The sequence below is a fragment of the Polystyrenella longa genome, assembly GCF_007750395.1.
Taxonomy (GTDB): Bacteria; Planctomycetota; Planctomycetia; order Planctomycetales; family Planctomycetaceae; genus Polystyrenella; species Polystyrenella longa.
Genome location: NZ_CP036281.1, coordinates 6,049,544 through 6,066,775 on the forward strand (window position 1 = coordinate 6,049,544; position 17,232 = coordinate 6,066,775).

The following is a 17,232-nucleotide window of genomic DNA, read 5'->3' on the forward strand; positions in this document are numbered from 1 at the left end:
GCCGATCCCGAAAATCAGATTAGCTGTTCGGTGATGGATTCGCCGCAAGGAACTCTGCCTCAAACTGGTTTAAACTAGTCTCAAAATGGTCTTCAGTCGCGACGCGCCGCCCGAAGCCGATGGGTTCGTAAACGCGAAGTAGTTGCTGCAACGCCTGATGACGGGGCGGTTCTCCGCGTACAGCTCGCAGATAATCATAGGAGGTTAACCCGCGACGAAATTTGATTTGATTTCGGCGTTCGATGTCACTCATCGCACCTTGAACCAACTGCATAATCGCTTTGGCATATTCTCTGTTGGCGGCCAGTTCCCGGGCACGAGCCAGATACTGGTTTACGGCGGTTTCCCCTGGTGCGGCGACGATCTGTTGATCGGTTGGTTCAATCAGTTCGTCTGTTAATTCTTGCTTGCGGCGTTCGTAAGCCATCACCGCTTTGCCAAGAAAATAGATCAGGACGAGCCCAATTACAATGAGTATTCCCCAGAAGCCGAATTCTATCAGCATGCCGAACGCGCTTCCCAGCGAACTGAAGTCGAAACTGGGCAACCAGTCGAACCATCCGGGTGAGGAACTGGCCCGCGTGGACGTTTTCTTAGGAGAAGACTCTTTGTTCGAAGTTTCCAGTCGGTTCAGTAGTCCGTCCAGGTCGAAGGGGTTGTTGTGATCTTTTAGATGCTTGAACTGATCCTGATCCAGAATTTGCTGAGTCGATTTGCGAATGCTCTCGGTCGATACTCCCGCTTCACCCTGGGCAGCAAGCAACGTCGGGGCGAAAAAACCGCACACAAGAAGCCAGCCACTGGTGAATAGGGTTGTGAGTATACGCGTCATTGGTTCAGAAAATCTCGAGTGATTCAGGTTGAACGGGAGCGCAGAAATAGTGCCGTCTGTTCACCGGAATGGTGTAGATACCAGTATGCAGGTGGAGGCAGGCGGAGACAAGTCCAGTCGAGCTTCTGCGGCTCTTGCGGCAGACGGTCGTTCACTTCAGTCTCCCTTCGTTGCTCGATTAGACTCTGGTTGACGTAACGCCTCATATTGCATAACGTTACCCCAAATTGCCGGAAGTCCCTGCACCCGCCCCGGGGCGATCTACCCCTGACTCCTTGAGGAGCACCTCCACAAACGGGTCTGGCGACTTTCCTTTTCCACACTGGAAGGATTCCTGACGATGTCCACCAATTATGGCGAACAGATTCCGAGCGATCCGATGACGATGCGCGGTCGCGACTGGCCCTGTCTGCGACAGTTCTGCGTCTTCCTCGAAAATAAGGTCGGCCTGCTCAACGATCTGATGCGACATTTGGAAAAACATGATCTACAAGTGATGGCACTCAGTATCGCCGACTCGGTCGACTTTGCGCTCGCCCGCATTATCATGAGCGAGTTTGATCGCAGCAAAGAACTGCTTGAACTGACCAATTTCACGATTTTCGAGAACGACATTATTGGGGTTGAGCTTCCCGACGAAGATCAACCCTACGTCCACATTTGCAACGCTCTGCTGCAGGCCGAAGTGAATATCAATTACACTTACCCATTGATGTACCGCCGTCAGGGACTAGGTGGTGTTGCCATTCACACGGAAGACATCGACGAAGGCATTCGCGCCCTTAAGCGAGGCGGCCTCAAACTGATCACCGAGAAGGATCTGCTCGAAGACGACCGTTTCTTCCTCGGATAACAGACGCTCTTAAACCCCGTTGATGACGTTGGGTCGTGCAGGAGAATTGGGTGCGGGGCTGAATTCGAGACGGAGAGGTTCTTCGCCGCGAACCGAACGGTCGATGCGATACGTGAGGATGTGCTCACCGGTAGTTGCTTCGACGATCGTCGCTTCGCTCAGATCGGATACTGGTTCTCCATCGAGCCAGACTTCAAGACCCGCAACCGAGTTAAAGCTAAGCTGCACAGCCCCGGGAGTACCCACGTCGAACCGAGTCGTCAGGTAAGTCGTTGTAGTCTCCGGAAGGTCGGTCAAGGAGAGCGAACCATTCACGCGGCTGTAAAGAGGGGCCCAAAAGACGTCCTCGCTGGTCTCCGCCAGTTGATTAATCTCAGCTGGTGTCTTGTCGGCCACAACCATTTCGACAGGCGTTTGCAGTACGCGCCAGGTACGTTGAACGGGAATGTTCGGTGTAGCAAACGGTCCGGGACGACCGAGTTCATGGATAAATCGAACGAGGTCGAGGAATTCCTGCCGGGTCATGTTATCGACCAGTCCCTTGGGCATCATGGACGGGGCCGGGGCGACTTCTTCAATTTCTTCCGGATTGAACGATCGCACTTTCCGTGTGGTCGCGTCGAGAATGACGATTGATTCCGGTGTTTTTTCCTTCAAAATTCCGGTGAATATTTTGCCTTCTTCGGTTAAGAGGGTGACTGCTGCGTACCCTTCGCGAACCGCTTTGTTCGGATCGACAATAGCGTGGAAGACGTAATCGAGAGGCGAACTGGCACCCAGACCTTCGAGGTCAGGTCCAACAGGAGCACCTCCACCGGAGATGGCGTGACAGGAGAAACAGGCGAGGTCTTTACGACGGAAGACATCTTCTCCCCGTGCGGCGTCACCTTCTGCCATGACTTGTTCCAAGAGTGGTTTCAGCTCTTCCGCCATTAACTCGTCAGCCAGACTTTTGGCACCGACGATCGTACGGAATGTTTCGACTAAACCGGGGTCTTGTTTACCGGTCTCGTTCATGTATCGCAGAGCGAGTTTGGCGGCATCAATATTCAACGGCTGATCTTTGAACGTCACGGTGAGCAGGTCGGGACCTTCTGGAAGAGAGAAGAAGGTCTCAAGTAATAAACCAGGATCGGCTTTCTCGGGATCTTGCTGCATCAGTTGTCCGGCGAGAAGCGAGGCCGTGGCCAGATCGACATCAACCATAGCCGCTGCCGCGCGGTAACGGATTTCCAGAGGTTCGTCGACGGAGGTCGCAATCTGCTGGAGCGTATTCAGGGCTGTTTCTCCACCAAGCTGCGCGATGGTGGTGAAGGCCGCTTGCCGCACCGAGGTATCGGAGGTTGTATCTAAAGCAATGGTTTCAACGTCCGCCTGCAGCTCGCTGACTTTCCAGAGACCGATCAGTTCGATCGCATTAGCTTTCAGATCTTCGTTGGGGGCATCCAGAAGTTGGCCGATCTCGACCAGATTACCGGAAGGAGTCACCTTCCGATTGCGATAAGCGTTAGCGACTTCGGATAGGACTGAGGCATGAAGTTCAGGAGTGTAAACAGTATCTGTCGCGGGCAAACCGACGTTTGCGATGGCGGCAAGGGAATCGCGTCCCAGCAATTGCGCCAATTCTTCCGAAGTTCCCTGTTGGGCAATCACATTCAACAGGTTGGCCCGTTTATCAGCACCAAGCTTTCCTCCTTTGAGGATATTCAACAAGAGCGCGGTTGCCTCGGATGTTTCCGCCACACTAAGCGCCGCCTGAATGTGATTCAGGTTACCGTTAAAGGTGATCTCTCCCGCTTTCAGAGCAGGCAACCAGGTATCGCGCGTATTGAGGATGGTGTGTTTGAATGTGTAGTCGATGTATTTATCGCGTGGGTGGTCGACGACTTTTGCCGCAATTTCGATTGCTTCCGGTTGATCGATGTAACTGAGAGCGCAGAGTGCTTCCAGACGCACACGAGGGAATTCATCCTGAATTAATTTATCAAGCCAGGTGAGAGCATCGGGAACTTCGGGCAGCCAGTATCGCAAGACGCGAGTGGCGGCAGCACGCGCGCGGGGTTCAGAAGAATTTAGAACCGTCGTCAGGAGATCGAGATCGACATGGTTGATTGTTTGGCAAACCCACAGGGCTTCCAGTTGATGGTGGGCAAAATTCGGATCGGCCGGATCGAGCGAGGAAAGATAAGCGGGCAGCGCATCGACCACTTCCGCCTGATCGCGTTCGTACAATTCGCGACGACTTTTATCGCGGGTGTAGCCATCGGACGACTTCAAGTTTTCGAGCAGGGCGGCCACGGAAAGATCGGTGAAGTCTATTTTGGGAAGCAAATCACGATTCTTCTCGGTGATTCGCCAGATGCGGCCATTCAAGTGGTCACGGCGATCATCCCGGAACTGGTACTGCATATGCCCAATAACGGGTTGATAGAAGTCAGCTACGTACAGGGCGCCATCAGGGCCAGTTTTGACATCGACTGGCCGGAATTTCGGGCCGTTACTGACAACCATCAGAGGTTGCAGTTCGCGGGTTGCGTAACCGGCGCCGTCGTCGCTGAACTCATACAAGTTGACTGTTTTATTTTTGAAGGCGTTGAGAACCATCAGGTTCTGATACTTCTCGGAAAAGTGACTGTTGTAGATAAATTCGGTTCCGCAGGATTTCGGAGCCTTGGTGCCGGGAACGCGTTCAGTTGGATTGCCTTTGCTGGTTGCTGGTGTGAGATACCAGATGTCACCCTGCGGACCTTCGGTCAGAAAACTCTGGCCCCATTGATCGAATGTGTGGCCCCATGGATTGGTTGCGGAACCGACATTGAACATATCGAGTTTGAGTTCTCTTGGACGGAGTTGAAAAACGCCGCCATTGTCGAGCCGTAACAGCCCATGAGGAGTTTCCACCTGTGTATGCAGAAAAACGCCCGACTGGAAATACAACCAGCCACCCGGCCCCCAGGTGAAAGCAGAAATCGCATGGTGATTGTCTTCGGTGCCGAAACCACTGAGAAGAACGCGTTCTGTATCAGCTTTCAAGTCGCCGTCTGTGTCTTTGAGGAAGAGCAGGTCGGGTTGATTCGCGACATAGACTCCTCCATCTCCTAATGCGAGACCAGTCGGAACGTACAGCTTGTCGTAGAAGATGGTCGACTTATCGGCTTTACCGTCGTTGTCTGTATCTTCCAGCACGCTAATGAAGTCGGTTCGTTCCTGCCCGGGCAAGATGTGTGGATACATGGGTGAGTTGATGACCCACAGGCGGCCTTTGGCGTCCCACTTCATCGCGATCGGGTTGACTACCATCGGCGATTCGGCGAACAGGTTGATTTCGAAATCTTCATGCACCGTGAACTGGTCGGCTTCGGTTTGCGAATCTTCCTGAGTGCTCTCCGGGTAAGTTTCCTTGAGAAGTTCGTAAACTTCGTCGGGAGTACGACCAGTGCCAACCTGAGCAAACAAAGGAGACACCGAGCAGCAGAACAAGCTGGTAATTACAAGGACGAACAGTTTCTGTGTGGACATCGTAGAGGTAAACCTTGTAGGGATGTATTACTGGAGAATCAGGTCGGCATGCCTATGATGCCACGATTCTTTTCGATCAGATGGAATTACTTACGGATCAGGATAAACTGGTGTGACAGGGGTTTGGAGAGTCGACTGGCTTTCACGTCTGACTCTTCCATCAGTCGCTGCATCTCCGCCATTTCTTTGGGAAAACTGGGGTTACCAGAGTTTCCACCATCTTTGGTCGGGTCCCAGTTGTCACTGACTGAAGCGCGGCGACCATAAATATACTCACCATTATGTGCCCGCCATTTGAAGAAGAACATATCGTTTTTGAAAACGACTTCCTGTCGTAATTGTTTTGCTTGTTCGAACTGGGGTCCCTGATCGAGAATCATGCCTTTGGCCCATTGATCAGCAGAGCCGGACAGGATTTCCTGTTGGTCGATCAACAAGGTGTAGTTACCCGGTGTAAGATTGGCGACTGTTAATGTGCGGCGATGGGGCAGTTCGACACCGGCAGGGCTCGAGTCTGGAGCAACGAGTGGAAGTTGGTCATCGATCGCGTTAAACGTAACTGCGGACGTGGTCGATTGTAGATCGCGAATCCGTACACCCTTTCGGTCGACTTTTCGCTTGCCTGCACTGATGCTGATCGACCACTCGGGAGAGTTGTAGCCCAGTTGTTCCGCCAGAACCTGGCTAACTTTCCAGTAACCGAACTCGGTGAAATGGAGTCCATTATCGGTCAGTGGGTAGGGGGTCGGTTCCTCGGGGTGATACATCGATTGGAATAAGTTGGCGAAGGAGACCTTTTCTTCTTCCGCTAACTGGCCGGTTGCGTTTACGAATGTCTGGAGAGACTGATTTTGCGGTTCAAGGTTATAAGGCGCCCCCGGAATGGATTCGAACGGAGGTGGAGCAATGATGAGTGTTCGCAGTTTTAATTTTTCGAAAATCGAAAGTGTCTCGCGATAACCGGCAAGGAATTTTTCGAGTTGATGTTCGCCTTCAAAGGCGTCGTTCACGCCATAACTGGCCATCACTACGCTGGGGTTTTGCTTGGCGAGATTTTCTTCGAACGAACCGTAATTTAACGGTCGCAGGCGTACATGGGTGGTGTCTCCCGGCCAGGCCATATTGCGAAAAGAGAGGGGCATGCCCGGATGATTAATGCGAATCATCGATTCGAAGTAACCGTAATGGCGATCACGTTCGATAAAGGTCGCCCCAATCAAAGCGACGCGGTCGTCTGCTTTCAAACGGAAAACGTTACCATCCGCTGCATGGAGAGGAGCCGATGCAACCGACATGAGCGCAGCCAAGCTGACCAGCAAGGCACATACAAGGGAAAAACGACGACACTTGGGGATCAAACTCACGAAAGACTCCTTCAGACAGCGTTCTCATCGCGACAGTTGGATACCGGGTATCCGAGCCTGCGGGATGAAGGTCTTCGATCGAGACCAGTACATCTGTATTAACGAGAGATTAATTAATGTTAAGGTGTATATTGTATTGAGGGACGAAACAACAAACAATGCACAAGACAGCCTTGCGTTTCCATCACGGCTGATGAAAATAGAAGTACGCTGCCCGTCGCAGCGTGCAAACCCTGACTATGATTTACCTCCGAATCGGAGGCTCTTCTTTCGGAGTATTGTCCATGCGACTTCGTGGAATTCAATTCCCTGTCTCGACAATCCGTGTTCTCTGCGTCTGGATCTTCATCTCGGCAACGGCACTGGCCTGCTCAGTCCCGGTATTCCGGTACGCGCTGGAACAGTGGTCCTCGGACCAATACGAAATTCTTGTTTTCCATAAAACCCCGCTCGATGAAAATTCGCAAGCGTTGGTGAAACCGTATCTATCGGAATCTGCGGAAGACAGCGCGACCGCGTCTGCGAATGTCAACGTGCGTCTGATCGACCTCAATGAAGATCTTTCTGAAGAAGATCAGCTTGTCTGGGAAACGCAGCAGGAGAAAAACGGAGACGGCACTCTTCCGTGGATGGCCGTGCGATATCCCAAAAATGCTTCGGGTTTCAAAGGGCACCCCGCCTATATGGATGCCTGGTCTGCCGCTTGGTCGGAAGACAATTTCAGCAAGACAATCGATTCGCCAGCACGCCGAGAAATTGCTCGGCGACTCATCAAAGGGGAGACGGCCGTCTGGGTTCTTCTGCGATGTGGCGACAAAGAACTGGACGATGCCGCGCGGGAAGCACTGGCAGCAGCCCTCACCGAAGCCAACGAAACGTTGAAACTTCCCGAGATTGAAGAACAGGACATTGCCGACGGACTGGTAAAGATTGACCCCGCCCTACTCAAGGTGAACTTCACGACATATGAACTCGATCAGAACAATCAAGACGAAGCCGCTTTTATCAGCATGTTGCTGGGTAGTGAAGAAGACCTCTGGTCCCTGAAGGATCAACCGATGGCCTTCCCGCTCTTTGGTCGAGGTCGTGTGCTGTATGCTTTGATTGGTCAAGGGATCAACAAAGATGTCCTGATCGGCTCTTGCACCGAATTGATTGGGCCCTGTACCTGTCAAGTAAAAGAAGAGAATCCGGGGACCGATGTTGTGATGAATGTGGACTGGAATAATCTGATTGAGTCCACGATTGATATCGATACCGAATTACCACCCTTGACCGGTTTGGCCAGTTTCAGTGAACCGGAAGCACAAGCCGACGGAGAACCGGTTCAGTCAGACCGGGAAAAACTGGCCGAACTACAGAAAGCGGCCGGTCTGGAGGAAGAACCTGCGGAGGAGCCTGCGTCTGCTCAGGCCTCTGTCACTGGCAGTGCTGCCTCGCCTCCTGTTGATTCGGAACAATCAGTGACTTCGGCAGCAGGAACCACTGGTGAGATGGCACCAGACACCCTGATTGAAATTGGTGAAGTCAGCGATCCTCAACCGGTGGAAGATGAAAACTCCTTCATGAAATCGATTCTGTCCATGGTCGGTGTGGGAGTGTTACTACTGGTGATCGGTACGTTTTTTGTCATGCGAAAAACAGGACCTGATGCCTGAGCAAGAGGACTTACACTTCGGCTCGACTTTTTGTACTTCCCCTCCGCTCTCGATTCTCTGTTTAATAAACGTGAACAACTATGTCCGTCTGGCAAATTATCATCAAAGAAATCAGCCATCGTAAGCTGAACTTCTGCCTCTCCCTGTTGGCCGTGGCCGTGGCCGTTGGCTTTTTAACGGGGGCGCTGTCGCTACTCAAAGCGGAGTCAGAAATCACTCACTGGTTACAGGATCAGCAGCAGGCGGAATTCACTCGCAAGATTGAATTGAAAGAACAGGAAGTTCAGCAAGCAGGGGCTGAATTACAGGACGCGGTTCGAAAAATCACCAAGGGGTTGGGGTTCAATATTCTTATCCTGCCCGAAAATCAGGACCTGAATCAATTACACCTGGAAGGTGAATTATCTGAGACCTTCCCCGAAGAATACGTGACTCGTCTGGCGGAATCTAAAATCGTCACGATCAACCATCTGCTCCCCATGGTAAGCGAAAAGCTGAACTGGGAGGAGCAGGGAATGGAAATCATTCTCACTGGTACACGCGGTGAAGTCCCGTTCCTACATCGTGTCAGCAAGAAACCGTTACAGGATCAAGTTCCCGCAGGGCAGATGGTCATCGGCCATCAGATTCAACAACAGTTGAAACTGAAAACCGGAGATCAGGTGACCTTGAAAGGAAAAGAGTTCGAGATATCAGAAGTGCGAGAAGAGCAGGGAACTGTAGACGACAGCACCGTCTGGATCAATCTGAAGGAAGCCCAGGAACTGCTTGATCGCCAAAACCTGCTGAATGCCATTCTGGCATTGGAATGTAACTGCGCCACGCTTGACCGGGTGACTGAAATTCGTGAAGAGCTGGCCTCCGTTCTGCCGGGCACAAAGATTATCGAACGAGGTCCGCCAGCGCTCGCTCGCGCGGAAGCCCGCAACAAAGCGAAACAGACTGCCGAGGAATCGCTCGCTCGCGAAAAAATTATGGGCGAAGCCTTACTCGCAGATGAACAAGGTAACCGCAAACAACGGGAACAGCAGCTCTCATTTTTCACAACGATGATGGTCGCGTTTATTATCATCTGCGCGACAATGTGGTTGGGGCTGTTAACCTACAACAATGTTCGTCAACGACGAAACGAAATCGCAATTCTCCGCGCATTCGGCGTAAGGTCATATCAAATCCTGACAACGATCATCGGTCGCAACATTCTGATTGGAATTCTGGGTGCGTTTGCGGGCATCCTGTTGGGAATCGTGGCCGGTTCTTTCTATGCGGAATGGAGTAGCGTTCAGGCCAGTGCCGCCTATGAGGCCCCGCTGAATTTACAATCGAGCGATCTACGGGATGGTTCCAGTCTACTTCTGGTCTTTCTGCTGGCTCCTGTGCTCGCCCTGATTGCAGGTTGGTTCCCCGCTTTACTCGCCTCTCGGGAAGATCCCGCGTCTATTCTGCAAAGCGAAAACTAAACTCGCTTTCGATTCCCTTTTCACTCCTTTCACTGCTTTCCTTTTATCTTGATAAGTTGGTTCGTTTATGTTGCTGCAAGCGAAACAGGCCGTCAAACGTTTCTCGACCGGTTCCCGCAATGAGGTAACTGCTGTTAACGATGTTTCGCTCGAATTGGCTGCGGGCGAATTCCTGGCGATTCAGGGTCCGAGTGGTGGTGGAAAATCGACCCTGCTATTAATGCTGGGTGGGTTGCTGCGACCGGAAAGTGGAACGATCAAAATCAATGGACGGCAACTGTACGAACTTTCTTCCGAAGAGCGAGCGGCTCTTCGGGCGACCGAGATTGGGTTTGTCTTTCAACAGTTTCATTTGATCCCCTATCTGACGGTTCGCGAAAACGTGTTGGCCCCCGGACTCGCACCACGTCCCGCTGGGAAAGTGCTCGCTCACGCGGAACTGGAACAACGTGCGGATGAATTAATCAACAGCTTTGGTCTCGAATCGAGAGCGAATCATAAACCCGGAGAGCTAAGCACCGGCGAACGTCAGCGAACGGCATTAGCGCGAGCCCTGTTGTTCTCACCTCCCTTACTGCTGGCCGATGAGCCCACGGGAAATCTGGATGACGAAAACGCCCGGATTGTTCTCACGGCAATGAAAGATTATTGTGCCGCTGGAGGAGGAGTATTGCTGGTGACGCACGATGCACGTGCATCGGAATTTGCGGATCGAACCCTCACCATTCGGGATGGGGAACTCCAAACCGAGAACGTCTCGGCTTAATTTGTTGACTCCCATTTGAGAATTCAAGTTGAAAGTAATTAGCGATGCGGGTAACCGTCGAATACATGGCTCAGATCAAACGGGCTGCCGGCCACGGACGTGAAGAGATTGAACTTCCAGAGGAATCAACGCTCGCGGATGCGCTCCAGCTACTTGCGAAATCACACGGGGAGCCACTCTCCGTCATGTTGCTGGATGCTACCGGGCAACCGATCAATTCGCTGTTACTCTTTCTCGGGCAGGATCAGGTCCGCCTGGAAGAGAACCCATTACTGGTAGACGGTTCTGAGCTGACCATTTCCACACCCATTTCGGGTGGATAGCGGTTCTTAAGGAGGGTTCGGGAGTACAATCCCGATTTCCGTCCTGCCAATTGCTTCCCATTATTGAGATTGCCCCGGGCATTGATAATTGCGGCTGGTCCCATTCTTGTCTACAGAGATATACTATTTCGTTGATGGTTCTTATTTCCTTTTCCTTGCGCGACTCCTGAGTGACATGTATCTATTTGCCCAACAGATTGCGGACACCGTTGCTACAGAAACTCCGGAATGGGTACACCAACTGCCCACCGTCAACGCAGGACTGAACGGATTGGCAACGGTTCTGCTCATGTGGGGATTCATCGCCATTAAGCAGGGAAAACGGGAAACACACAAGTTAATCATGCTGTCGACCTTCGGGGTCTCTACCGCATTCCTGGCCTGTTATCTGGTTTACCATGCGGCTCTGCATCATTATACTGGAAGTGGTTCACGGGCATTCACAGGCACCGGAATCATCAGACCGATATACTTTGGGATTCTGATTACCCACGTCATTCTGGCAATGGTGATTGCCGTGATGGTGCCGATAACGATGTATCGAGGATTAACGCATCAGTGGAATCGACACCGACGCATTGCGAAGATTACGTTCCCGCTCTGGCTGTATGTCTCCGTCACGGGAGTCGTCATTTATTTCATGCTGTACCATCTGGGATAACGGATCGATTGTTCGAATCCAAAACATTCACCTCAGTGACTTAAGTAGAATATCATGAAACGATTTTTTCTGATTTTCAGTTTGAGCATCTGCCTATGGGCTACCGGTTTGATGTCGATGGCCTCTGCCTGCCCGATGTGTAAAGAAGCGAACGAAACAGAGAACGCTCTTCCCCGCGCGTACATGTACAGCATTCTGTTTATGATCGCGATGCCCGCCACCATCTTCACCGGCCTGGGCTGGAAGTTCTACCGTCTCACCCAAGAGCGAGACGATGAACTGCCGGAAGAGGAATCGTTCGGCGAATAGGCTTCTGCCCAGTCAGAACGCATCACTCTTTATCTTGAACAAGATCCGCTGACGGTTAGCTTTCGCTGATCTGGATCGTCTCTTTTGCGACCCGCATGACATTGCCGCCGATAATCTTGCGAATGTCCTCTTCGGAATAACCGCGCTGCAGTAGACCCACTGTGTATAATGGCCAGTTGATCCAGGATAGGCTGTCTGTCGCTTCTGAAGTCGTTTTATAATCGTCGCTGGGCCACAACGATCGGAAGGGTTCCCGGCTGCGAGGTCGTTTGGGAATCTTTCGGTTTTCTTCGCCAGCGTATTGAGATGTCCAGGCGATGTCGGTTCCAATGGCGACGTGATCGACGCCGAATTTTTTCGCGATGTAATCAACATGATCGAGCATCGTCGTCAGGTCTCCCTTTCCGCGCAGATAGCGAGGAATACAGCAGATACCGACGTATCCACCGGAATCAACGATCGCCTTTACAACGTCATCCGGTTTACTGCGGAAGTGTGGATAAATCCCCCCCGCAGTCGAGTGGCTGGCCACGACCGGTTTGCCCGAGACTTCAGCCGCTTCGCGACTCGTACGCCATCCACTGTGCGCACAGTCGGGAATAATGCCAACCCGGTTCATTTCCGCAATGGCCTCGCGACCGAAGTCACTCAGACCGGCATCACTTTTTTCACCGCATCCATCGCCAATCATGTTCCGACGTTGATACGTCAGGTGCATCATTCGGATACCAAGTTCGTAGAAAATCCGAACGTATTGGAGTTCTTCAGGAATCGAGATCCATTGCTGCGCCAGAGGAACTCCATTGCCGGTCATGTAGAGACAATGTTTTCCGGCGGCTTTGGCCGCTTCGACATCGGCGGGTACAGCAGCTTTCGAAACATAGTCTTTCAAGATATCGGTCGCGTAAGTAAATCGGGCAAGACGTTTGAGTAAACGTAGAGGATCCTGTCCTTCCTGTCCCGCATTCTGAAATATCGAGGTAACACCCGAGACTCGCCACGCATTCAGGTACTCTTGTTGCTCGGCCAGATTACTGACGAAGCGGGTCATCATCATATCTTCCCGCATCTCTTCGACTTCGCTATGGGAAGCACCGGCTTCGATCGCGGCCGCTATCGCGTCTCCATCCACTGCAGCACGAGGAGCGAACGAGTACGAATCGAACACCAGTGAATCTGCATGCAACTGCAGGCCCTGTTCCAACTCGCTCGCGGAAGGTTTCAACATATTCAACGCCACTTCACGAACGTGCTGCATCCGTGGTGGAAGTCGTTCGGTTAATGCCTGGACCGGATTAAGCTCAGCAACGTCGTCACTGGCAGAAGTGGTTTGTGCAGAGAGAGCCGATGTGGCTGCAGTCAGTGCTGCCGTCGAGCACAGAAAGGTGCGGCGGTCCATGATGATATTCCGTAGTGGTCAAAACAAAGTCGGATTAGAAATGCAGAAGCAAACGAGAGATTTGTGTTCGCCCGCACTTCATTAAAAAGAGTCCGGCGACCAATTGCCAGCGCGGAATAGTTTTGAACAACGATCGATGCAAGTCGACCAATTATTTCCAGCGGAAAGGATCCTGTTCCTGCTGGCTGGAATAAACTTCTACCCCAGGGAATTTTCGTTGCAGCTTTTCGGCGAGAAGTTCCATCGCGGGACGTTCGGTTTGATAATGTCCGGCGAGTAGCAAGGCGATATCGAGTTCGCGCGCTTCGAAAGCAGTATGAAAGCGGGCTTCCCCGGTGATGAACAAATCGCACCCCACTCGGGCTGCATCGCTCAGGAATTCTCCAGCAGATCCACAGGCAATTCCTACAGTGGCGATCTGTTCTTTGGATGCACCGGAGAGCGACAAGGCGGGAACGTTTAACAGTTCTTTGACTCGGGCCACAAACTCATCAAAGGGAACAGGCGTTTTTAAGCGTCCCCAGCGCCCGGCACCTGCCAGTGAGTGAGGACCGACAGACTGATCTTCGAGGGGTCGTAGGGGTTCGATATGGGTCAAACCGAGTAACTCGGCCAATTGCTGGTTAATGCCGCTCGGCGCACTGTCGTAGCGAGTATGGGGAGAGAAGACAGCGATCTGACTTTCGATCAAATCGAGCAGCATCGATCCTTCCACGGTTGCCGTCGTGATCTGCTGCACCGGACGGAAAAGAATCGGGTGATGCGAAACTACGAGGTCAACGTTTTGCTTCACTGCTTCGGCAGCGACGTCGGGCGTCAACGTGAGGCAGGTCAGCATAGACTGGATCGTTGCGGTTTCTCGACCGATTAACAGGCCCACGTTATCCCAGGATTCTGCGAGTTCCGGCGGGGTAAGTTCGTCGAAATAAGCAATCAAGTCGGCGACGGTGGTCATCGTGGCAACTGGTCTTCCTGTTCACGGTCTGCCTGTTGAGATCGAGGAAAGGGAAAGCGGGCAGACGAATCGTTTTCATCCCAATTCTCACCGATCGTCCAGTCCTTGTTCAAGACGCGGCGTCCCCCATCCTGTTCAGCCCGGATACGGAAGGAGTAACCCCTCCAGCGATCGGCATTCTTCAGATGATAGGTTTTTGTATCGCTGCTGCCTACTCCGAGCTTGACCACCCGGGTTTGTTTTCGGCGTTGTCCAGGAATATACAGATTACAATTGAAGTTCAACAGTTCGTCTTCGACTGAATTGTTACGGATGATCTGTTTGATAATCAAGCCGTTATCTGAAGTCCGAACATCGACGACTTCGATCTCGATGTCTCCCAATCCAACCTGATAAGGCAGCTGTAACGAAAGCGTATACGGAAGTGTGTCAGCCTGTATCTTCAGGTCAATCAACGTATCATGTATACCCATGCTGACGTTGTCCGGCAGATGCAGGTTGAATGGAAGCCGCTTTTTCTCCCCCACGGCCAGACTGATCGATTTTGAATCTGGATCGATCCGCCAGTCACGGGCAGGCAGGTTAATCTTGTAAGTCACATTGATCCCCTGAGAGAACGTATTCTCCATCAACAGCGCATCGGTGTGACGTCCCGATTGACTGGGGACTTTTCCTTTCTCATAACGAACCATCATTCGCATTTTGGTGACGCCGGGCAGACAGTTGCGGATAATGATAGGCGTTTTGCCGACCTGCAGAATGTGCTGCTGAGTGCTCTGATCAATCTGAAAGTCTTCGCCGACCTGGAGTTGCTGCCCCCACACGTTATAAATTTTGACCTGCTCCGGGTTACCCAGAAATAGCTGTTCCTCGACCTGCTCTTTTTCATTCCAGAGAACCATGACTACTTCATTTTCTTTCTCGAAAAGGTAGTTCGTGCTCTCATTCGTTAATCGAAACGAACCTATTGATTTCGAATTCCGTAATGCAAGGGCTGTTGTTCGCCAAGGCAAAAACAGGAGCGTCGGCGAACCGGAAGTCATCATCAAACCATATTCGGGCGAGAAGATGTTCATCGCATAAATCTGGTTGGCGCCTCCCCGTTTGGCAGCAACCATTCGCTTCACGAGATCGGAACCTCGGATATCTTTTTCGTAAGACCCATCTAACGGTTTGATCAGCACCCACAACGGAATCTTGTTGTCGCTTTTACGTGCCTCGACCAACCGACTATAGAGCAGTTTATCAGCGGGGATCGTTTTCTTCAGGCTGACACTCGAATCTTCGTCCTGCTCTACTGGTTCGTTTTTAATCGTAAGGAATGCCGAAGAGGGAACGACGTTTTGGGGTAAGTCCGCATCCCAGGTCCAGCGAACGCCGACCTTCGTATTTCTACCGACGATATCAAAGTGGTTTTTAACAGAGGTGATTGTCTCGCCCAATCCCTTTTCGCCTACGAAACTGAGGTCTTCATCACCACCAAGTTGCCAGTACTGAACCGTCGAGGCGAAGTGAGCGATGGCCGGTTCCAGCGCGCGAGACCAGGATTTCCGCGACATATTGAAGACCTCTCTGACACCGCTCCAGTCCAGTTTGAACTGCTCTCGCAGATCGGGCGGTGGAGACTGTAACACTCCGACCGCGGTAATACCTAAGGACGAAATGTCTTTGAAGAGTTCTGCGACAGGCTGTTGATCCGATTCGAAGGACTGTTTCCAGACGGGGTATTTCATCCAGTTGATGCCCGCCTGTCCCGAAATTCTGCCAAGATCGTCGAGCACGTTGGAAGGGAGTTCTGTATGAATCGACCAACCGAATTCCCCTTTAAGTTCGAAATCCGGATCTTTGTGTTGCACCAGATCCATAATGGCAAAAGAGGTTGTCTGCTGCGCAATCGGATAGTCGTCACGCTTAAGAACAGCGGCTATCTCGTAGAAACCAATTTCCAGGTTTCTCGAATTCAATTCCCAGATGATCTCGTCGACATTCTTTTCGACTTCAATATTCGGATCCTGGGGGCGTTCAATCTGAAATACTTTATGCTGCTGGTTCCCATCGGCGCTGTCTTTTAATGTGAGGTGCAGCGTGTTTTTATGGTCATAGTTCAGACCACTAATTTTAAATTTAACATTGGTGTCTTGAGTTTCCCGGCGTAGGAAATCTTTGAAGTGGGAATAGAAGTCGTTGCTGGAAGAAAGGCGAGGTTTCTTAGCCAATCGAAGTGTGTCGAACCAGACCGTCCCGCGGATGTCTTTTGCTCGTTGGTTAACGACATGCAAGCCAATGAACACATAAGAGACTTCATTCTGCGGCAGGATGTCGCGGATCTCAATTTTCTGCCACTCATTCCATGTGCCGGTGACGGGTTCACTTAAGTAGCGTTGGACCGACTCTCGTTTGGAATTCACCAGGTTGATGGAAATCATCGCTGCAGAGTTCTTCAAACCCTCTGTCCGTATCCAACCTTCAAAAACATACGAGTACAGCGGGTTGATCTGGGCCGCTTTATTAAATGGTGAATAGCAGGCAAAATCACCTCCATTCAAATCGACCCGAAAACTCTGCGGGAATGACGAGCCTGGCTCTGCATCGGCAGGCTTTTGCCCGACACTACGATCAATTCCGCAATTCACGTATTGGGGAAAGTTGTCTCCCTTGCGCCGGTTCCAGTCGTCCGGCATATTGTCGAGGTCCTTGTCACCATCGTAAGGACGCGAAGGATCCTGCTCAAAGGCGAAGTGCAAAACTTCTTCCGAGCCGACGAACGAATCGTTCTCTTCTCCCAGTAAACTCGACGTCGCAGAGGCAGCCTGAACTGGAGCTACGGTCGCACAGATCAGAATCGCGAGGAACATCATCCACCCGTACAGGCCGGCCTGAAAAAATGTTGATCGATTCGAATTCAGCATGCGCGCACCAGAAGCCGGTAAGGGAACAGAAGGTTCTTCTCTTTGTCTGTTCGGAAAGAAGCCGCGGCCGACTGAAGATTATCCGGCAATGCACAATTATGCCGATTTTAGGGGCGAGCATTCTGCAGCCTGTTCTAGTCGTCATATAAACTTATTTGGCTTTCTGGCAAGACGTTAGGTCAAATCGAATGCCGTTCGAACGGTATTGCTGGAAGTCCCGGTCA

General features: G+C 51.7%; 13 protein-coding genes. 7 read left to right on the forward strand and 6 right to left on the reverse strand.

What is annotated here, in order from left to right; genetic code table 11:
• Positions 1–19: 19 nt before the first annotated feature.
• Entirely contained in the window at positions 20–832 is an 813-nt protein-coding gene (locus Pla110_RS22200; RefSeq protein ID WP_144999368.1) for a DUF4129 domain-containing protein, read from the reverse strand.
• Positions 833–1,172: 340 nt separating this feature from the next.
• On the opposite strand from Pla110_RS22200, the gene Pla110_RS22205 reads away from it, so the two are divergent.
• A complete protein-coding gene (locus Pla110_RS22205; protein ID WP_231742761.1) occupies positions 1,173–1,685 on the forward strand; it encodes an acetolactate synthase in 513 nt (170 codons plus the stop codon).
• Positions 1,686–1,694: 9 nt separating this feature from the next.
• Here the strand turns inward: Pla110_RS22205 and Pla110_RS22210 are convergent, their stop codons facing one another.
• Together Pla110_RS22210 and Pla110_RS22215 are read right to left on the reverse strand one after the other, a co-directional pair.
• The gene (locus Pla110_RS22210) at positions 1,695–5,204 is read right to left on the reverse strand and encodes a PVC-type heme-binding CxxCH protein (RefSeq protein ID WP_144999371.1); all 3,510 of its coding nucleotides are present in this window, start codon (positions 5,202–5,204) and stop codon (positions 1,695–1,697) included.
• An 86-nt stretch (positions 5,205–5,290) separates the two neighbouring features.
• Positions 5,291–6,568, reverse strand: coding sequence for an SGNH/GDSL hydrolase family protein (locus tag Pla110_RS22215; RefSeq protein WP_144999373.1), 1,278 nt, complete (start codon positions 6,566–6,568; stop codon positions 5,291–5,293).
• A 284-nt stretch (positions 6,569–6,852) separates the two neighbouring features.
• Here Pla110_RS22215 and Pla110_RS22220 point away from each other — a divergent pair, with 284 nt between their 5' ends.
• The 6 genes from Pla110_RS22220 to Pla110_RS22245 all read left to right on the forward strand — a co-directional run bounded on the left by Pla110_RS22220 (position 6,853) and on the right by Pla110_RS22245 (position 11,745).
• Entirely contained in the window at positions 6,853–8,226 is a 1,374-nt protein-coding gene (locus tag Pla110_RS22220; RefSeq protein WP_144999375.1) for a hypothetical protein, read from the forward strand.
• A gap of 80 nt (positions 8,227–8,306) precedes the next feature.
• The gene (locus Pla110_RS22225; protein ID WP_144999377.1) at positions 8,307–9,686 is read left to right on the forward strand and encodes an ABC transporter permease; all 1,380 of its coding nucleotides are present in this window, start codon (positions 8,307–8,309) and stop codon (positions 9,684–9,686) included.
• 67 nt (positions 9,687–9,753) lie between these two features.
• Complete coding sequence (locus Pla110_RS22230; RefSeq protein ID WP_144999378.1) at positions 9,754–10,452, forward strand: ABC transporter ATP-binding protein; 699 nt, start codon at positions 9,754–9,756, stop codon at positions 10,450–10,452.
• A gap of 44 nt (positions 10,453–10,496) precedes the next feature.
• Positions 10,497–10,775, forward strand: a complete 279-nt coding sequence (locus Pla110_RS22235) for a MoaD/ThiS family protein (protein WP_144999380.1) — start codon at positions 10,497–10,499, stop codon at positions 10,773–10,775.
• A 175-nt stretch (positions 10,776–10,950) separates the two neighbouring features.
• Positions 10,951–11,436, forward strand: coding sequence for a DUF420 domain-containing protein (locus tag Pla110_RS22240; RefSeq protein ID WP_144999382.1), 486 nt, complete (start codon positions 10,951–10,953; stop codon positions 11,434–11,436).
• Between the two features lie 54 nt (positions 11,437–11,490).
• Positions 11,491–11,745, forward strand: coding sequence for a hypothetical protein (locus tag Pla110_RS22245; RefSeq protein WP_144999384.1), 255 nt, complete (start codon positions 11,491–11,493; stop codon positions 11,743–11,745).
• 55 nt (positions 11,746–11,800) lie between these two features.
• Here Pla110_RS22245 and Pla110_RS22250 read toward each other — a convergent pair whose 3' ends face one another.
• The 3 genes from Pla110_RS22250 to Pla110_RS22260 form a co-directional block, all read right to left on the reverse strand.
• Positions 11,801–13,144, reverse strand: coding sequence for a dipeptidase (locus Pla110_RS22250; RefSeq protein ID WP_144999386.1), 1,344 nt, complete (start codon positions 13,142–13,144; stop codon positions 11,801–11,803).
• Between the two features lie 151 nt (positions 13,145–13,295).
• Complete coding sequence (locus Pla110_RS22255) at positions 13,296–14,099, reverse strand: Nif3-like dinuclear metal center hexameric protein (protein ID WP_144999388.1); 804 nt, start codon at positions 14,097–14,099, stop codon at positions 13,296–13,298.
• Positions 14,096–17,008 (reverse strand): hypothetical protein, encoded by a 2,913-nt coding sequence (locus Pla110_RS22260; RefSeq protein WP_144999390.1) that lies wholly within the window; start codon positions 17,006–17,008, stop codon positions 14,096–14,098. The genes Pla110_RS22255 and Pla110_RS22260 overlap by 4 nt, the downstream gene beginning before the upstream one ends.
• Positions 17,009–17,232: the final 224 nt, after the last annotated feature.

Excerpts from the sequence above, each read along its gene's own strand:
- Pla110_RS22200 (WP_144999368.1), bottom strand. The coding sequence starts at position 832 with ATGACGCGTATACTCACAACCCTATTCACCAGTGGCTGGCTTCTTGTG.
- Pla110_RS22205 (WP_231742761.1), top strand. The coding sequence starts at position 1,173 with ATGTCCACCAATTATGGCGAACAGATTCCGAGCGATCCGATGACGATG.
- Pla110_RS22210 (WP_144999371.1), bottom strand. The coding sequence starts at position 5,204 with ATGTCCACACAGAAACTGTTCGTCCTTGTAATTACCAGCTTGTTCTGC.
- Pla110_RS22220 (WP_144999375.1), top strand. The coding sequence starts at position 6,853 with ATGCGACTTCGTGGAATTCAATTCCCTGTCTCGACAATCCGTGTTCTC.
- Pla110_RS22225 (WP_144999377.1), top strand. The coding sequence starts at position 8,307 with ATGTCCGTCTGGCAAATTATCATCAAAGAAATCAGCCATCGTAAGCTG.
- Pla110_RS22230 (WP_144999378.1), top strand. The coding sequence starts at position 9,754 with ATGTTGCTGCAAGCGAAACAGGCCGTCAAACGTTTCTCGACCGGTTCC.
- Pla110_RS22235 (WP_144999380.1), top strand. The coding sequence starts at position 10,497 with ATGCGGGTAACCGTCGAATACATGGCTCAGATCAAACGGGCTGCCGGC.
- Pla110_RS22240 (WP_144999382.1), top strand. The coding sequence starts at position 10,951 with ATGTATCTATTTGCCCAACAGATTGCGGACACCGTTGCTACAGAAACT.
- Pla110_RS22245 (WP_144999384.1), top strand. The coding sequence starts at position 11,491 with ATGAAACGATTTTTTCTGATTTTCAGTTTGAGCATCTGCCTATGGGCT.
- Pla110_RS22250 (WP_144999386.1), bottom strand. The coding sequence starts at position 13,144 with ATGGACCGCCGCACCTTTCTGTGCTCGACGGCAGCACTGACTGCAGCC.
- Pla110_RS22255 (WP_144999388.1), bottom strand. The coding sequence starts at position 14,099 with ATGACCACCGTCGCCGACTTGATTGCTTATTTCGACGAACTTACCCCG.
- Pla110_RS22260 (WP_144999390.1), bottom strand. The coding sequence starts at position 17,008 with ATGCTGAATTCGAATCGATCAACATTTTTTCAGGCCGGCCTGTACGGG.